Below are 16,307 nucleotides of genomic sequence, written 5' to 3' on the forward strand. Positions count from 1 at the left end.
AAGACGCAAAAAATGAAGAATATTCGGTTAGAAGTGATGGATGCGATCGAGCCACAAGTATCAGGCTTTATGGATTCTTTTCTCATACCTCCGGATGAAATTTGGCAGCCTTCAGACTTCCTGCCGGATTCCCAGTCGGATGGGTTCTTCGATGCTGTAGAGCAAATCCGTGAAGAAGCAAAAGAACTCGGATATGATTTCTGGGTAACTCTGGTAGCAGATACAATTACGGAAGAGGCTCTGCCCACTTATGAATCCTGGCTGATGGATGTGGAAGGCATTAATCAGCATGCTAAAGAAAACAACGGCTGGTCGAGATGGGTCAGGGCATGGACTGCAGAGGAAAACAGGCACGGAGATGTACTGAATAAGTACTTATACCTTTCAGGAAGGGTAAACATGCGGCAGGTTGAAATCTCTACCCAATATTTGATCACGGATGGATTCGACATAGGTACAGACCGGGATCCTTACAAGAATTTTATTTATACTACTTTTCAGGAATTAGCAACCAATATCTCTCATAAGCGAGTAGGTCAGATGGCCAAGAAAAAGGGAAATTTACTGTTGGGTAAAATGTGTTCTATTATAGCAGGGGATGAAATGAGACATCACCTTGCATATCGCGAGTTTGTAAAGACCATTCTGGGACATGATCCCAACGGCATGATCCTCGCTTTTGCAGATATGATGAAGCACAAGATCGTAATGCCTGCCCATTTTCTGCGGGAATCCGGGGGTGCTATTGGCGCTGCCTTCGAGAATTTTTCAAATTGTGCACAAAGACTGGGGGTTTATACGGCACAGGATTATATTGAGATCCTGAAAAAGTTAAATACTTACTGGGAATTGGGGACCCTGAGAGGCCTGAATGAGGAGGCTGAAAAAGCAAGGGATTATTTAATGAAACTTCCTGATCGCCTGCATCGAATTTCCGAACGAATGAAGTTTCCTGAAGACCAGTATCGATTTAGTTGGGTTCAGGCCAATGGCGTTATCTGAAAATGGGCGAGGGGTAATTTTAATTCACTTATAACTTTCCGTGTTTGTGTTCCTCCTGCCATCTTGCAAGTTCTTTCCATTTTCCTTCTGAAGCCATTTTTGCCTGCATAGGCCAGGAGGCAGGATCGTGAACTTTGTAGCGATCTCCTCCCGAATCGAGTACTTCCTGGCACTTAGCAACTGAAGTTTCAGCCAGAGCCTTCCAGGTTTTAATATCATAATTGTGAAACAGGCTTCGAATCTTAGGCCCGATCCCTTCTACTAGTGTAAGATCATCAAGTTTAACTGATTTTCCAATATATTTTTTTGCTTCAGCAGAGTCAAAGACGGTGTAATCCCCATTATTTAAGGAGGACCCCGCAGCTAGTTTCTGCTCACATTTGGCGAGATCGTTCTTAGCTTTTTCATTTTCCCGACTCAACTCTTTTATCTGAGACTCATAATCAACCTTTGGGTTTGATCCCCGACCGATTAGGTAGCCAAAAAAACCGCAGATAAGCCCCACACTAAGGGGAATAAGCCAGCACCAGATATCCATATATTCTAACTCCATAGTGAAAGATTTAGTTTGCTTTTAGATCATTTTGATTTAACGCTCCCAGAACAAAGAGTCCAGGTTGTGTTCTTGTCCTTTGCTGATTCACTATCAGGAACACTGACTACAATACATCACAAAGAAATAGATACCGGCCAATAGGGTGATGATAAACCCTATAATATTCGTGGTTTTTTTAGACATGAATGTAATGGTTAGGTAAATCTCTTTACAAGATATTAAAAAAACGCTAATCCCAGGGCTCTCTGATCAATCCTGTAAGGAGGCCCTATTTCAATACAAGAAATGAGTAATCTGTTTACAGATCGAATTTAATTCCCTGCGCCAGGGGAAGCTCTTTTGTATAGTTGATGGTATTTGTCTGCCTTCTCATATAGATCTTCCACGCATCAGAGCCTGATTCTCGTCCTCCACCGGTTTCCTTCTCCCCGCCAAACGCTCCTCCTATTTCAGCTCCTGAAGTACCGATATTCACATTGGCAATACCGCAATCACTTCCCGAAGCTGACAGAAATTTTTCAGCCTCCCTGAGATCACTGGTCATAATGGCTGAAGACAGCCCCTGTACCACTCCGTTTTGCAGGGCGATAGCATTTTCTGCTTCTCCGGAATACGGGATGAGGTAGAGAATGGGAGCAAAGGTCTCGTGCTGGACAATATCAAAGGAGTTTTTTGCTTCAGCAATGGCAGGTTTAACATAACAGCCGCTCTCATATCCTTCTCCCTGTAACACACCACCTTCTACCAGTAATTTTCCTCCCTGCGCCACAACCTGCTCCAGGGCATGCTGATAATTTTTTACCGCATCTGTGTCGATTAACGGGCCTACGTGATTAGATTCGTCTAAAGGATTCCCGATCCGCAACTGGCTGTATGCGGCCGTAAGGGCATCTTTTACCTTGTCGTAAACCGATTCGTGAACTATTAGTCGTCTGGTAGAAGTACACCGCTGACCGGCAGTCCCAACCGCACCGAAGACAGCACCTATAACCGTCATTTTAATGTCTGCATTGGGCGTTACAATTATGGCGTTGTTCCCTCCAAGTTCCAAAAGGGATTTTCCGAGTCTGGCAGCAACAGCCTGGGCTACTATTTTTCCCATTCGTATAGACCCGGTAGCAGAAATCAGGGGAATACGCTTGTCCTGGGTCATGTATTCGCCTACCCTGTAGTCTCCGTTTATCAGGCAGGAGATTCCTTCAGGCAGGTTATTTTCTTTTAATACTTCAGCTATAATATTCTGGCAGGCGATACCACATAATGGCGTTTTTTCTGAAGGTTTCCACACGCATACATCACCACATACCCATGCCAGGGCAGTATTCCAGGCCCATACAGCTACTGGAAAATTAAAAGCAGAGATAATCCCCACTACCCCCATTGGGTGGTACTGTTCGTACATACGATGTCCGGGTCTTTCCGAGTGCATGGTTAGTCCGTGCAACTGTCTTGAAAGGCCCACTGCAAAATCGCAGATATCGATCATTTCCTGGACCTCACCCAGGCCTTCCTGGTAAGACTTGCCCATTTCATAGGATACAAGTTTTCCCAGTGGTTCTTTCAGTTCACGAAGCCGCTGTCCGAACTGACGAACAATCTCGCCCCGTTGCGGAGCCGGTTTTAGTCGCCAGTCTAAAAAAGCACTCCCTGCCTTACTCATAACCTCTTCATAATCTTCTTTTGTGGTTGTGCGGACCCTGGCGATAAGGGATCCGTCTACGGGCGAATATGATTCGATAATTTCACCTGAGGAAAAGAATTTCGAACCGGTTGAAGTACCGTCGTTAAGCTCTTTTATTTTTAATGCTTTTAAGGAGTCCTGTATGCCGGAGTCAACTAATGCCGTTGCCATAATATTCTGTTTAGTATTGTGAAGTTCGTTTGGCTGCAAAGCTACAAATAATTAAGATCTTGCAGTGCTACCCGATATACACTTAGCAGGAAAAAAAGGATTACCACAGATGAATGAGGACCAGTGCGATTAAAGCCGGGAGGGCCTGAACGAAAAAGATTTTTTTTGACACCGTCATCGCCCCGAAAATACCGGCAATCAGTACACAACTTAGGAAAAAAATGGAGATGTATAGCTTCCATGGATATTCCCCGATAAAAAAGGTCCATATTAGTCCGGCTGCAAGAAAACCGTTGTACAACCCCTGGTTAGCTGCCATGGTCTTCGTCGGCTCGAACAGCTCTTTTGGAAAACCTTTAAATACCCTGGGAGCCCTGCTTGTCCAGGCAAACATCTCGAGCCATAGAAAATACAAGTGGAGTAGCGCAATAAAACCAATAAGCAGATCGACAGCCAGATTCATATTATTTTTTAATCCTGATTATTAGCGATAAATCTTGGGTCAACATCCATAACTGTACCACAATTGGAACAGCTGCGAAGTGTTTCTGAACCGTAAAAATGTTCAAAGTGTTTTAAGAAGTCCTTTTCAATATCCTCGAGTGTAAAATAGACATCGTATAATTTGTTGTTGCAGTTGTCACAATACCAGAGTAAGCCATCCTTAGCGCCGAGATCTGCTCGTTTTCTTTCAATAACAAGGCCTATAGAACCTGAATGTCTTTCAGGAGAGTGCGGAACTTTTGCAGGGTGGAGATACATGTCTCCGGGGCCCAGTTTCATCGTCTTTTTCACTCCATCTTCCTGAATGTGAACTTCAATAATTCCTTCTATCTGATAAAATAGTTCTTCTGTTTCGTTGTAGTGATAATCCTTTCGGGCATTTGGCCCGGCTACGATCATTACAATATAATCATCGGCATCCTTATATAGGTTTTTGTTCCCCACAGGAGGTTTAAGAGAATCACGATTTTCTTCTATCCATTGGTGGAGGTTGAAAGGAGGTAATACGGCCATATTAAAAACTAAGGTGTGAACAGAAAACTGATGTTTTCATTCAAAAATACGAAAAGTAAGGGACTGAATTTTACTTAAAGAAGATCTGTGTATAAAAGAGGGTTCCGTCAGTACTTTTTTTAACACTGATGGCTGTATTTGTGTAATCAGCTTCCATGGTGCCTTTGTGGTTCGGACTTGCTAACCAACCCTGAAAGGCTTCCGCTGCATCCGGGTAATCCATAGCAACATTCTCCGCTATTTCCTTCGCATTGGTTTCCGCTGCAATTTTAGAGGCTCTGGAACTGAAGTTATCATGACTGATGGTTCCTTTGGTAATCATATAGTCATTATGGAGATTGGCATAATCATATGCCAGGGCATTGAATTGGAGAGGTTCTGAGCCAAGAGAGATCCTGTGTTCATTGACAATTTGTAGGAGCTCCTGTTCTACTTCCACTGCATTTAACGCAACCGGAATCACCGCATCATCTGTAGTTTCCTTGGTACAGGAAACAGCAACAAACAGGCAAATTGCCCAAAGGATGGCATGCAGACTTCTTCTCATTATAGTGTTCCTCGAAAGCAGGTAGGGAAGAAGTGGGGAGTTCTCGTATTAAAAATTGAGGTTGGTAATGATAGTAAAAAGGATTGAAAAACAGCTTTAAATGTTGAAAATATTCGATGAAATGCACGTTTTGTACCCTCTGATCAATTTTACATCCCGGGAATTAAGGAGCTTAATGACATAGCCTATCTACTCTGCGTTTTCAACATCAGCACCGTCGTTTTTAATAACCGCACTGAATACAAGTTCGCCTAAGTTCCTGATAGGTTCGTAGAGTACGGATTCTGCCTTAGTATCTTCGTTGACGAGCTTAAGATTTTTGTTTACACTTTCCAGAAAGATTAACAAAGCCCCCAGGATTATGGCTACTTTAAGTGTACCAAATAGTCCTCCTGCAATTTTATTCAACAAGCCCAGCATTGCAAATTCAGCTATTTTAGTAAGCAGTTTGGCAGCAGTAATTACCGCTATCACTATAATAAAAAAGGTGATAATAAATGAGGCCAGGCTCATCGTTCGTTCGTTCCAATCCCAATGAGAAGCGAGATAATTCCCTACGATATATGAAAAGTGTATGGCTCCGTATAGGCCTGCGACTAAGGCCAGGATGGAGGCTATTTCTATCACCAGACCATTTTTTACGCCTTTAAACAACCCGTAAAGAAGTAAAAGTCCCAGTACTATGTCGATAAAACTCACGGACAACCGATTTGTACAAATATAGAACTTTGATTTGTACCTTTGGTTTTTTAGAAAGAAGGGGGATTTAATCTTTAGAAATTTGCAAAAAGATGGCAAGAGATCAGGTATTAAAAGAACAATGGGATCTGTTAGTGGCAAAGCTCTCTTCTCAGTTTTCAGATAACGACCCCCTAGAACTCGATGCAATTATCTATCTGGTGGGAGTGCAGGAATTAGGGCAATACCACCGGTCGTTTAAAAAAGACGAAAAGGTTAACCTGATGCATATCGCTATTTGCAGATTGCTTGAGCCCTATGGATATTACGAATTTGAATATTTCGACGAAGAAGGATGGCCGCATTATAAGGTGAAGGAAGAATTGCCTCCACTGAAGGCCGGAGAGCAGGCCATTTTAATGAAAGAAGCCATTGTCGGATACTTTCTTGAGAAAGAATACATGCCATGAACAATTTCTGTCCATATTATGCTGTCATCTTTACTACCCAACGTACTGAAGGTGACCATGGGTATAAAGAAATGGCAAGTAGGATGGAAAACCTGGCTGCGGCACAACCGGGATTTCTGGGTTTTGAAACCGCAAGGAGTGATATAGGTATTAGTGTGAGTTACTGGGAAAGTCTGGAAGCGATAACCCAATGGAAAAATAATGCCGACCATCTGGAGGCACAAAGACTCGGCCGTGAAAAATGGTATCAATGGTACCACCTTCGCATATGCAGAATAGAACGAGAATACAACTTTCAACGTCCTGATTGAGGGATAGCATAAGTATTATCAGAGTTATTTTACACTATCGGGGCAAAATAATATATCAGACAAACCATCAAAACGATTTTTTATGAAAGAACCAATTCCTTTCTCCAACCTTAAAAGACAGTCGGTCACCCGGGAAATAGTCGAAACTAATTTTGATCTGGTCGTAATTGGAGGGGGAATTACAGGAGGTGGAATAGCATTAGATGCAGCCTCCAGAGGCCTAAAGGTGCTCCTTCTGGAAAAAGGTGATTTTGCTTCAGGCACGAGTAGTAAATCGACAAAACTAATTCACGGCGGACTTCGATATCTGAAACAATTTGATTTCTGGTTGGTGAAGGAAGTGGGTTCAGAACGAGCTATAGTCCATAAACTTGCGCCCCACCTGGTCTTGCCCGAAAAGATGTTGTTACCCCTTATAGAAGGTGGTTCCTATGGGAAATGGCTTACTTCTGTAGGCTTGAAGGTATATGATATCCTGGCACAGGTAAGTGGGGATGACAAAAGAAAGATGTTGGAGAAAAAAGAAGCGATGGCCCTTGAACCCCTCCTGCCTAAGAAAATAGTAAAAGGTGCGGGATACTATGCAGAATACAGGACTGATGATGCCCGACTCACCCTGGAAAATATTAAAAGCAGCCTGCAATACGGTGCCAAAGCACTTAACTATGCTGAGGTCACCGATTTCATATACAAGGATGAAAAGGTGGAGGGAGTTAAATTTAAAGACCTTCTGAGTGGGGATACTCATCATATAAAAGCGGATCACATCATCAATGCTGCCGGTCCCTGGGTGGATGAGCTGAGGAGTATTAACCACTCAAAGAAAGGGAAACGACTACATCTTACCAAAGGGGTTCATCTGGTGTTTCCGCATGAAAAGCTCCCCGTGAAGCAGTCGGTTTATTTTGACGTTCCCGATGGGCGAATGATCTTTGCCATCCCCAGGGGGAAAGTAACCTATGTGGGAACCACAGATACCAACCACAATTCGGATAAGGACAAAGTGGAGACTGATTTGGCTGATGCCATCTACCTGATCGCTGCGGTGAATAATATGTTTCCGGATATCGAATTGGGAATGGAGGATATTGAATCTTCCTGGGCAGGTTTACGCCCCCTGATCCACGAAGAAGGGAAATCGGCATCGGAGCTTTCCCGAAAGGATGAAATATTTACTTCAGATACCGGACTCATCAGTATCGCCGGAGGGAAACTTACGGGATATCGGAAAATGGCTGAACGTGTTGTAAATCGAATTGTTAAAAGAATAGAGGAAAATAACGGGACAAAATTAAAGGAGTGTACTACGGATTCCATTGCCTTGTGCGGGAGTGACTTTAAAAAGTTCAAACACGTAAAAAAATATATTGAGGAAGTTTATTCAAGGTTAAAACCTGATGGTTTTAGCAAGTACGATGCTTGGTATCTAGTAACCAACTACGGCGTTCAAGCTGAGATGATCCTGGATTTCTACAAAAAGCGAAAAGAGGAGGAGAATGCCGAGCGTCTCATTCTTTCTGAGCTTCAGTTTGGGGTGAAGTATGAAATGGTACAATCGCCACTCGATTTTTTTATCAGGAGAACAGGGAGGCTGTATTTCGACATTCACAGTGTAAGGAAGTACATGGAAGCAGTGTCGGGGGAATTACAAATACTTCTCAAAGCAGATGAGAAAACAGTAGTTGCATGGAGGGATTCACTCAATAATGAATTGAAAAAACATAGTGATTTCTCCCTGGACAGGGACTAAGAAAGAGAGTTAGTCTAAGCGATCTGCCAGTTTCTTAAAACTATTTCTTGCATTTTCCTTCAAGTAAAGGATGCCGTAAACCGTATCGATTATTGGAGTACGCACTTTGCGTTTGAAGGAATTTTTTTGCTCATAGGCACTTTTGGCGGCATAGTATCCCTCGGCCACCATATTCATCTCCATCATAGCACTTTTTACCGTATACCCTTTTCCGATCATATTGCCAAACATACGGTTTCGGCTGAAAGTGGAATACCCTGTTACCAGCAGATCACCCAAATAGGCAGAATTGTTGATATTCCGCTTCATTTTGTGAACCCGCTTGATATAGCGTTTCATCTCACGGATGGCATTGCTCATCAACACACTCTGGAAATTATCGCCATAACCCAGTCCATGGGCAATTCCAGCGGCAAGGGCATAGATATTTTTTAACATCGCAGCGTACTCTGTTCCTATGATATCATCAGATATTTTAGTTTTTATATGCTCGCTGCTGAGCTGTTTTGCTATGAGTTCAGCCTTGTCCTTATCAGCACTGGCTATAGTGAGGTAGGACAGTCTTTCCAGCGCTACTTCTTCAGCATGACAGGGGCCGGTGATGACCCCTATATTTTCGAATGGAATATCGTAGTTATCATGGAAATGTTCTCCGACTATTTTACCGCTCTCGGGCACAATCCCTTTGATAGCGCTAAAGATGATCTTGTTCGTCAGGGGCACACTCAATTTTTGCAACTCCGATTCCAAAAAGGCCGATGGAATAGCAAAAACGAGAATATCTGCCTGGGTAACAGCCTGGTCTATACTGTCTGTAAGAGTTAACTGCGAAAGGTTAAACTCTACAGAGGTGAGATAGTTGGGATTGTGTTTTTCCTTTTTAATAAAGGCAATTGCTTCGGAATTCCTCATATACCATATTACATTGGGAAGATTTTTAGTAAACATTTTTACAATGGCTGTGGCCCAGCTTCCTCCACCTAATACCGCAATTTTCACTTCTTTATTCATCTAATCTCTTTAATAGAGCAAATGTAAATAAAAACCATCAGCTTATAAGTAATTGAAAATCAATATAATACAACAAATGGCACGATGCTTGTTTTACAAGAAGTAGAATATTAAAACTGAACGCCATGAAAAAATTTACCTTCCTTAGTTCCGTGATATTGATGATGCTCTTTCTGAGTAGTTGTTATACTGAGGTGATCCTCGAAGACGTATTTATTGAGGATACTCCTTTGCAAACACGACAGGTATTAGAGGCGTATGACCTTTGGTATGTCGATATCCATTCGACTCAGGGAAACGGAGAAGTTCCTTTTCTACAAAGGGCATTTACTCTATCCTTTGTCAATGGTTTGTTCTATGCTAATAATAACATATCAGGAATCGGGAAGACGGGGAATGGTCTGGGAATCAGGGTAGGATATTACGATGCAGTAGCAGGAGTCCTGGAAATCGACCACGATGTGGATGGGATATGGACCCTCGAAGTGATTGGAGTAAACAACAGGACTATCGAGTTGTATGACAGGCGTTCAAATACGTCTTACTATCTGGATGGTTATCAAAGATCCAATTTCGATTATGACAGATTGTTTTACGAGAACATAGAGCTTTTGTTACAGGAGTACGATGTATGGGAAAAGACCTATGTTAGTGATACCGGTTTTGCCAATGAATTTGACGAGGAGAACTTTCTGCAGTTTTTTGAAGGGAATTCAGGAACCCGATTCAGGTCTTCTGTAGACGCAATAGGGACTCCTTTGTCGAATATCGTATGGGATTACGAAGGTTTTTATGAGATATACAATGTAGAAAACGATGAAACGCTTAAAACTTTAACGTTAGATTACGCCTTTATGGGCAATGATTATTTCGAACTGTACGTTATTGATGACAGAACGATTGAACTATATCATCCCGACAGCCAGACGGTATATGAATTCCAGGGCAAGGGATATATCCAGTATCTGAAATCGGATAGTACAACAAAAAGCAGAAAACGCGTTAAGAGCAATCATCCGACAATGAAGGTAAAAAGGCAACGTAAATAGGAGAACGCTCCTGACATTTAAAATTTAGATAATAATTTTTTTGGTTGGTTATTTGGTTAAAAGCCGTCCTGTACATCTAAGACAGGGCGGTTTTTTGTTGGGATTCCTGCATTTTGCGTATCTTAATAGGGTTAATCTCTCAACGAAATTAAGATGGACTCCAGGTACAAAGTTGAATTGGGGAATGCCGGACATAAGGAGATTCCGGGTAACCCTTCCACGGCAACCAGTAGCACAAAAAAGTTAAATGACAGGTCGAATGGCAAACCTCTGAAGGTTCTCAGTGAGGAAGACTGGGAATTCTGGATTCACAATGGGTATATAGTTATTAAGAATGCTATTTCCAGATCTCAGGCTGAAGAAACGGCTGGTTTCCTATGGGAATTTGATGAAAAAGATCCTAATGACCCCAAAACCTGGTATGCTCCACCCAGGGCTGAAATCCAGATGAAAGAACTCACCGGGACCGGGATGGTGGAAGTATACAACCATCAGCAGTTGTGGAACAACAGGCAGGAACAACGGGTTTATGATGCGTTTACGGATATCTGGGGGACCGATAAACTATGGGTGACCATAGACCGGGCAAATCTTAATTTTCCGCAACGCCCCGGACACGAACAAAAAGGGTTTATCCATTGGGACTACGATCCTGAAACCAAACCTCAAAACGTGCAGGGCGTACTGGCCCTGGCAGATCAGACCGACGAGAATATGGGTGGCTTTCAATGTATTCCGTGGTTGTACAGAAATTATGAAACCTGGAAGAAGGATCAACCTTCAGACCGTGATCGATTTCAACCTGATATAAGCGGATTGGAAGATAAGATCGTAAAGGTAAAATTGGAAGCTGGTGACCTCCTGATCTTTAATAGTACCCAACCTCACGGGATAAGGCCAAATCGCTCCGGAAACAAGGTGCGTATTGCTCAATATATTTCAATGATGCCGGCAGAGCCTGAGAATGAAACGCTGCTGAACTGGAGGATACATTCCTGGAAAAACAGAGTAGCTCCCGAAGGTTACGCCTTTCCTGGTGACCCTCGAAAATGGGAACAGCAAAAGTATGAAACCGCAAAATTATCCCCCCTGGGAGAACGATTGCTGGGAATTACCCCCTGGTAATTGTCATATCCCTAATTCTCCCTGGTCAAAGAGGTTACCTTCTAAATTAATGCTATTTTTGCGCCCTTAAAGACAAAAGGGTTTGAAGAAGTACCTCAATCTATTCGATTTTTCACAGGAAGTTAATTACCGTACTGAGATCCTTTCCGGACTCACCGTAGCTCTGGCTTTGGTACCCGAAGCGATTGCATTTGCACTGATTGCCGGCTTATCTCCCTTAACTGGATTATACGCAGCATTCGTCATGGGCCTGGTGACCTCCATTCTTGGGGGTAGACCAGGGATGATCTCGGGGGCAACAGGAGCTGTGGCTGTTGTAATTGTTAGTCTTGCCCAACAACATGGGGTTGAATATGTTTTCGCTGCTGTTGTGCTGGCCGGACTGCTACAGGTGTTGGCCGGAGTGTTGAGACTCGGAAAACTAATGCGCCTGGTACCACATCCTGTGATCTTTGGTTTTGTAAACGGACTGGCGATTATCATATTTATGTCGCAGCTCGATCAGTTTAAAAATGCTGACGGCAGCTGGTTAAACGGCAACACTTTGTGGCTTTTCTCAGGCCTCGTATTACTTACAATGCTCGTGATATGGGGATTGCCTAAGATCAGTAAAGCAGTACCTGCATCCCTTGTGGCCATCCTTCTGGTATTTGGTTTGGTACTTGTATTTGGGATTGATACACGGACTATTGGAGATATCGCCTCAATAAAAGGCGGCTTTCCTCCTTTTCACCTTCCGGATGTACCGGTAAATATGGAGACTCTTCAGATCATTTTCCCATATGCGGCTATTGTAGCAGGAGTTGGACTGATAGAAAGCTTACTTACCCTGAATATTGTGGATGAGATCACCGAAACCCGTGGCCGCGGCAACAAGGAAGCTGTTGCCCAGGGAACCGCAAATATCTTGTCCGGAGTTTTCTCTGGTATGGGTGGCTGCGCGATGATCGGTCAAAGTCTTATTAACACTTCCAACGGGGCAAGGGCAAGGCTATCGGGAATCGTAGCTGCCCTGATGTTACTCGCTTTTATCATGTTCGGTGCCGATCTGATTGAAAAAGTACCGATGGCGGCTTTAACCGGCCTGATGATCATGGTGGCCCTGGGAACTTTTGAATGGGCAAGTCTGCGAACCTTCAGGCGGATGCCAAAAAGTGATGTGCTGGTGATGGTACTGGTAACGCTGGTAACGGTATTCCTCCACAACCTCGCTCTTGCCGTACTAGTAGGGGTGATTATCGCTGCCCTGGTCTTTGCCTGGGACAATGCCAAAAGAATTCGTGCCCGAAAACACGTCGATGAAGACGGAGTGAAGCACTATGAGATCTATGGCCCCCTCTTTTTCGGATCCGTAACTTTATTTAATGAAAAGTTTGATGTTCTGAATGACCCAGATGAAGTTATAATCGACTTCAGGGAAAGCAGGGTGGTAGACATGTCGGCTATTGAAGCCCTTAACAAGATTACCGAGCGTTATCTCAAGGTAGGGAAAAAGGTTCACCTGAAACACCTGAGCGGTGACTGTAAACGTCTGCTGAAGAATGCAGACGATATCATTGAAGTGAATGTCCTGGAAGATCCTACCTACAAGGTTGTGGTAGATAAGATCTGATCAGATCTGAAGAAATCTAAAGACCAGATTTTGTTTAATTTGATTTGTATAATCTAGTTCAATTTCTCTCCTAAGATAGCCAACATAGTCTTTATCCCTTCTCGATAATTCCCGAGCCGGAGGTTTTCATTGGGACTATGCTGATTGTTATCCCTGTTTACGGTTGGGACTGTGACCGCCGGAATGTCTAAAGTGGTTACAAAAGGAGAAATGGGAATAGAACCACCGCTCATACGGATCATTATGGGGGATTCACCAAAGGCCTTGGTAAGAGCACTGCGGAGCCAGATTCCTACCGGGGAATCAAAAGACGTCCTGAAAGACTGATAGGAGATCTCATGTGTGAAGGTGGCGATCTTGTCATGAGTAAGCCGTTCTTCTTTGGTGGGCTCCCGATCCAATACCAAATACCCTTCTGAGGCCACATGCTCCTTAACAAGATTTATGAGTCGGTTTGGATCGGTTTCCAATACCAGTCTTACATCCAGCTCAGCCCTGGCCCATCCTGGAATGATAGTCCGTACTTTTTCATCGATCCATCCTGATTGCATCCCGCGGATGTTCAGGGAGGGATATTGAATGGCTTCCTGATAGTAACGTCCAACTGAATCAGCCGTTTTGATCTGCAAGCGATCTTTTATCTGCGCTTCATCATCCGGGACTGCTTTCAGAATAGATTCTGTTGAAGGATCGATCGAAACCCCATCATAAAACCCAGGGATGATGACACGGCCCACATAATCCTTCATAGATGCCAGTAATTTGGAAAGGCGCAGTGCCGGGTTAGGAGCATAATTTCCAAAATGTCCACTGTGCTGAGGTACCACAGGACCATATGTGGTGAGGGTAATTGTGGCAATGCCTCTGGCTCCAAAGGTAAGGGTGGGCTTGTTGGTAATATGCCGGGGTCCGTCAAAAATAATGAGCATATCGGCTTTTAAGAGATCAGAATGCTCTTTTACAGCTCTAGGCAATTGGGGCGATCCCAATTCCTCTTCAAAGTCCATGATCACTTTCAGGTTGTAGTTCGGGACAGTATCTGAATTGGCAGCGGCATCCAATGCGGTCAGGAACATTGCAATAGGCCCCTTTGCATCGCTTGCAGAACGGGCAAACACCCGCCAGTTGTCTTCATAATTTGCGATATCGTCCCAGGGGAGAGCTTCCCAACTCCCGTCAGGAAGTGGTTTCTTAAGTACAGGGATATAGGGGCTTTCCTGAAACCAGCTGGTACTGTCTACCGGTTGCCCATCTACTTGCAGATAGACAAGCACTGTTTGTTGTGCACCCGGGTGTTTTCTTTCGGCCAGCAGTAAAGGAGCCGTACTTGTTGAAATCCTGGTGTTGCTAAACCCTCTTTTTTGAAAGGCCTTTTCACACCATTGTACATTATCTTCAATGGCCGTGGGATAAAAGGCATCGTTGGGGATGCTAAGCAATTCCCGTAACATGGGAAAGGAAGTTTTGGCATAGGCCGAGGATAGTTCATCCAGAGATTCTCGAGTCTGACCGTGACCCATTAAATGACCCAAAAGAAGGAAAATACCTGTGCATTTAATGATGTAATTTCTCATGGCTTTTTACCAATTTACAAAGAGATTATTTCAAAATATTTTTCAATTGTTCAGCCTGCCCGGTCATTTCCCAATGGCCAAGAGAGATAGGAATGTTTCCAATGCTGTTCAGCCTGTCCATAAACTCCCTGATCTGAAAAGGTTTTCCTTCATCTTCCTTCATTTTGGCATAGTCGGCAAGGGCACTTTCCAGCAGGTATTTCCCGGTTATATAACTGGTTCCATATCCGGGTTGCCTCATATAGAGGTGCTGTTCAAAGAGCAATAGTTCTTTTTCTGTTTTCATCCAGCCCCGGGGTGTATATTCAGAATGGATACCCCCTGCTTCTTCCATACTCATCTCATTGGCGTGGGCGTAGAGTGAACCTAATCCCCTGGCTGCCCTTTGGGCGATCATGATGTACACGATTTCCTTGCCTCTGGGAGAATCGTCGTACAGCCCGGCTTGCAGGAAGAGTTCTTCCACAGCGGTTGCTGTTCCCTCATTGCGGGAGTCAAAAATATTGTAGAGTAAGGGACCACGTCTGATCGGGCTGGCATGGGGTTCCAGGTCCATTCGGGCCAGTTCAAACCAGTGGTAAAAATGAGAGTAAAGAGGCCTGGGGTCATAGTGCTCCCCGATCAGGAAAAAATTCCGTTTGGCTTCCGGAACAAAACTCCCGAGATGTTCCCTTAAGGCAGGTTCAAAATACTCTTTTACGGTCACGATCTCCTGCTCTTCCAAAAATCTAAGCAGGCTCTTTGCTGCTTTGTCGGCCATCAGATTATAGGCTTCAGGACTATCGGCTGCTACCAGGGGCGGGAGTTCTCTGTTCCTGTGTTCTTCGAGTTTCAGGGATGCCCAGGCCCTGGCCAGTTCCCTTTTCAGCAGCATTACCTCATCTTCCCAGTTCAAGGGCACAAGATGTACGTTCTGAAGATACCAGCTATAGTTTTCTTTTCCGATTCCGGAAGGTCCGGTTTTCGAAGGTGCTTGCTGCACCAGCCAGGCGGTAAAGGAATCGGTTGATCTGATCGCCTCTTCTACAGCTCTACTGATCTCTGCATCAACGGAGATACCTTGCTTGTTTAGGATTTTATTGAGAGATTTTGACTGGTTGGCAATGACCCTAATCCCGGCCTGCCATAGTTCTTTGGCGTTCCCGATCAGGTTTTGCTGTGCCTGCTCGTTAAGGGGAGGGATCACACGAAGATCTGTTAAGAGCCTTGCACGCTCTTCCTTATCCAGAGGAAAGGAATAGGTCCATAATTCTAAAGTTTTATGGTGGGTGGGGCCTTCATGAGCCGGAACATCCGAGCGGTATTCCCAAACCGATTTGTAATAAGCGGGGTCCCGATCCCATGGTTTCAGGATACGATAGTTAAAATCGTACCCATTCATCTCAGCCCAGACAAGCATCCAATCAACTCTTTGAGGAATTGTCCAGTTCGCGGTATCAATTTCGATTAATTTACGTCTCAGGTCTTTAAATAGAGGCCATCGCTTTGTAAAAGTGTCTTTCGTATAGTCAGGAGCACCGTTCTTTAAAGGCGGACTTTCAAATGAACGCCATACATTGAACAGGGTAATCAGATCTTCATATGAAGATTTTTTACTTACTGTGTTCTCCATCAATGTTTCGCTTTGAGCTGTGGCGCTCATATTGGCCTGACCAACTAAGGAAATTACAAAGAGGAGGGAGATATTCAGCAGAAGGGTCTGTTTCATGATATAGAGGTTGAAGGCAGGTAATAATGATAATGGGATGCAGAA

Annotated in this window: 16 protein-coding genes; 7 read left to right on the forward strand and 9 right to left on the reverse strand. The window is 43.9% G+C overall.

Annotated features, from left to right (window positions below; all coding sequences use genetic code 11):
• Positions 1-12: 12 nt before the first annotated feature.
• Positions 13-1,002 carry an acyl-ACP desaturase gene (locus tag AB8P51_RS06980; protein WP_369748071.1) on the forward strand — a complete coding sequence of 330 codons (990 nt, stop codon included), beginning with the start codon at positions 13-15 and terminating at the stop codon, positions 1,000-1,002.
• Between the two features lie 28 nt (positions 1,003-1,030).
• Here the strand turns inward: AB8P51_RS06980 and AB8P51_RS06985 are convergent, their stop codons facing one another.
• From AB8P51_RS06985 to AB8P51_RS07010, 6 genes are all read right to left on the reverse strand, one after another.
• Entirely contained in the window at positions 1,031-1,555 is a 525-nt protein-coding gene (locus tag AB8P51_RS06985) for a hypothetical protein (RefSeq protein WP_369748072.1), read from the reverse strand.
• A gap of 301 nt (positions 1,556-1,856) precedes the next feature.
• The gene (locus AB8P51_RS06990; protein ID WP_369748073.1) at positions 1,857-3,410 is read right to left on the reverse strand and encodes an aldehyde dehydrogenase family protein; all 1,554 of its coding nucleotides are present in this window, start codon (positions 3,408-3,410) and stop codon (positions 1,857-1,859) included.
• 100 nt (positions 3,411-3,510) lie between these two features.
• On the reverse strand, positions 3,511-3,873 hold the full coding sequence (locus tag AB8P51_RS06995) for a DUF1304 domain-containing protein (protein ID WP_369748074.1): 363 nt from the start codon (positions 3,871-3,873) through the stop codon (positions 3,511-3,513).
• Between the two features lie 8 nt (positions 3,874-3,881).
• Positions 3,882-4,427 (reverse strand): 3-hydroxyanthranilate 3,4-dioxygenase, encoded by a 546-nt coding sequence (locus AB8P51_RS07000; RefSeq protein WP_369748075.1) that lies wholly within the window; start codon positions 4,425-4,427, stop codon positions 3,882-3,884.
• Positions 4,428-4,497: 70 nt separating this feature from the next.
• Positions 4,498-4,974 (reverse strand): CAP domain-containing protein, encoded by a 477-nt coding sequence (locus AB8P51_RS07005; RefSeq protein WP_369748076.1) that lies wholly within the window; start codon positions 4,972-4,974, stop codon positions 4,498-4,500.
• Between the two features lie 189 nt (positions 4,975-5,163).
• A complete protein-coding gene (locus tag AB8P51_RS07010) occupies positions 5,164-5,673 on the reverse strand; it encodes a CvpA family protein (RefSeq protein ID WP_369748077.1) in 510 nt (169 codons plus the stop codon).
• A 92-nt stretch (positions 5,674-5,765) separates the two neighbouring features.
• On the opposite strand from AB8P51_RS07010, the gene AB8P51_RS07015 reads away from it, so the two are divergent.
• From AB8P51_RS07015 to AB8P51_RS07025, 3 genes are all read left to right on the forward strand, one after another.
• Positions 5,766-6,122, forward strand: a complete 357-nt coding sequence (locus AB8P51_RS07015) for a hypothetical protein (protein ID WP_369748078.1) — start codon at positions 5,766-5,768, stop codon at positions 6,120-6,122.
• A complete protein-coding gene (locus AB8P51_RS07020; protein WP_369748079.1) occupies positions 6,119-6,433 on the forward strand; it encodes an antibiotic biosynthesis monooxygenase in 315 nt (104 codons plus the stop codon). The genes AB8P51_RS07015 and AB8P51_RS07020 overlap by 4 nt, the downstream gene beginning before the upstream one ends.
• A gap of 82 nt (positions 6,434-6,515) precedes the next feature.
• Positions 6,516-8,183: a glycerol-3-phosphate dehydrogenase/oxidase gene (locus AB8P51_RS07025; RefSeq protein ID WP_369748080.1), complete on the forward strand. Its 1,668-nt coding sequence runs from the start codon at positions 6,516-6,518 to the stop codon at positions 8,181-8,183.
• A 9-nt stretch (positions 8,184-8,192) separates the two neighbouring features.
• Here the strand turns inward: AB8P51_RS07025 and AB8P51_RS07030 are convergent, their stop codons facing one another.
• A complete protein-coding gene (locus AB8P51_RS07030; RefSeq protein WP_369748081.1) occupies positions 8,193-9,194 on the reverse strand; it encodes an NAD(P)H-dependent glycerol-3-phosphate dehydrogenase in 1,002 nt (333 codons plus the stop codon).
• 125 nt (positions 9,195-9,319) lie between these two features.
• Here AB8P51_RS07030 and AB8P51_RS07035 point away from each other — a divergent pair, with 125 nt between their 5' ends.
• From AB8P51_RS07035 to AB8P51_RS07045, 3 genes are all read left to right on the forward strand, one after another.
• Positions 9,320-10,243: a nicotinic acid mononucleotide adenyltransferase gene (locus AB8P51_RS07035; protein WP_369748082.1), complete on the forward strand. Its 924-nt coding sequence runs from the start codon at positions 9,320-9,322 to the stop codon at positions 10,241-10,243.
• Positions 10,244-10,396: 153 nt separating this feature from the next.
• A complete protein-coding gene (locus tag AB8P51_RS07040) occupies positions 10,397-11,368 on the forward strand; it encodes a phytanoyl-CoA dioxygenase family protein (protein ID WP_369748083.1) in 972 nt (323 codons plus the stop codon).
• Between the two features lie 82 nt (positions 11,369-11,450).
• A complete protein-coding gene (locus AB8P51_RS07045) occupies positions 11,451-12,980 on the forward strand; it encodes a SulP family inorganic anion transporter (RefSeq protein WP_369748084.1) in 1,530 nt (509 codons plus the stop codon).
• A 53-nt stretch (positions 12,981-13,033) separates the two neighbouring features.
• On the opposite strand, the gene AB8P51_RS07050 is transcribed toward AB8P51_RS07045, so the two are convergent.
• Both AB8P51_RS07050 and AB8P51_RS07055 read right to left on the reverse strand, forming a co-directional pair.
• Complete coding sequence (locus tag AB8P51_RS07050) at positions 13,034-14,554, reverse strand: M20/M25/M40 family metallo-hydrolase (RefSeq protein ID WP_369748085.1); 1,521 nt, start codon at positions 14,552-14,554, stop codon at positions 13,034-13,036.
• Positions 14,555-14,579: 25 nt separating this feature from the next.
• Positions 14,580-16,262, reverse strand: a complete 1,683-nt coding sequence (locus tag AB8P51_RS07055; RefSeq protein WP_369748086.1) for a hypothetical protein — start codon at positions 16,260-16,262, stop codon at positions 14,580-14,582.
• Positions 16,263-16,307: the final 45 nt, after the last annotated feature.

The sequence above is a fragment of the Muriicola sp. SD30 genome, assembly GCF_041205185.1.
Classification (GTDB): Bacteria; Bacteroidota; Bacteroidia; order Flavobacteriales; family Flavobacteriaceae; genus Muriicola.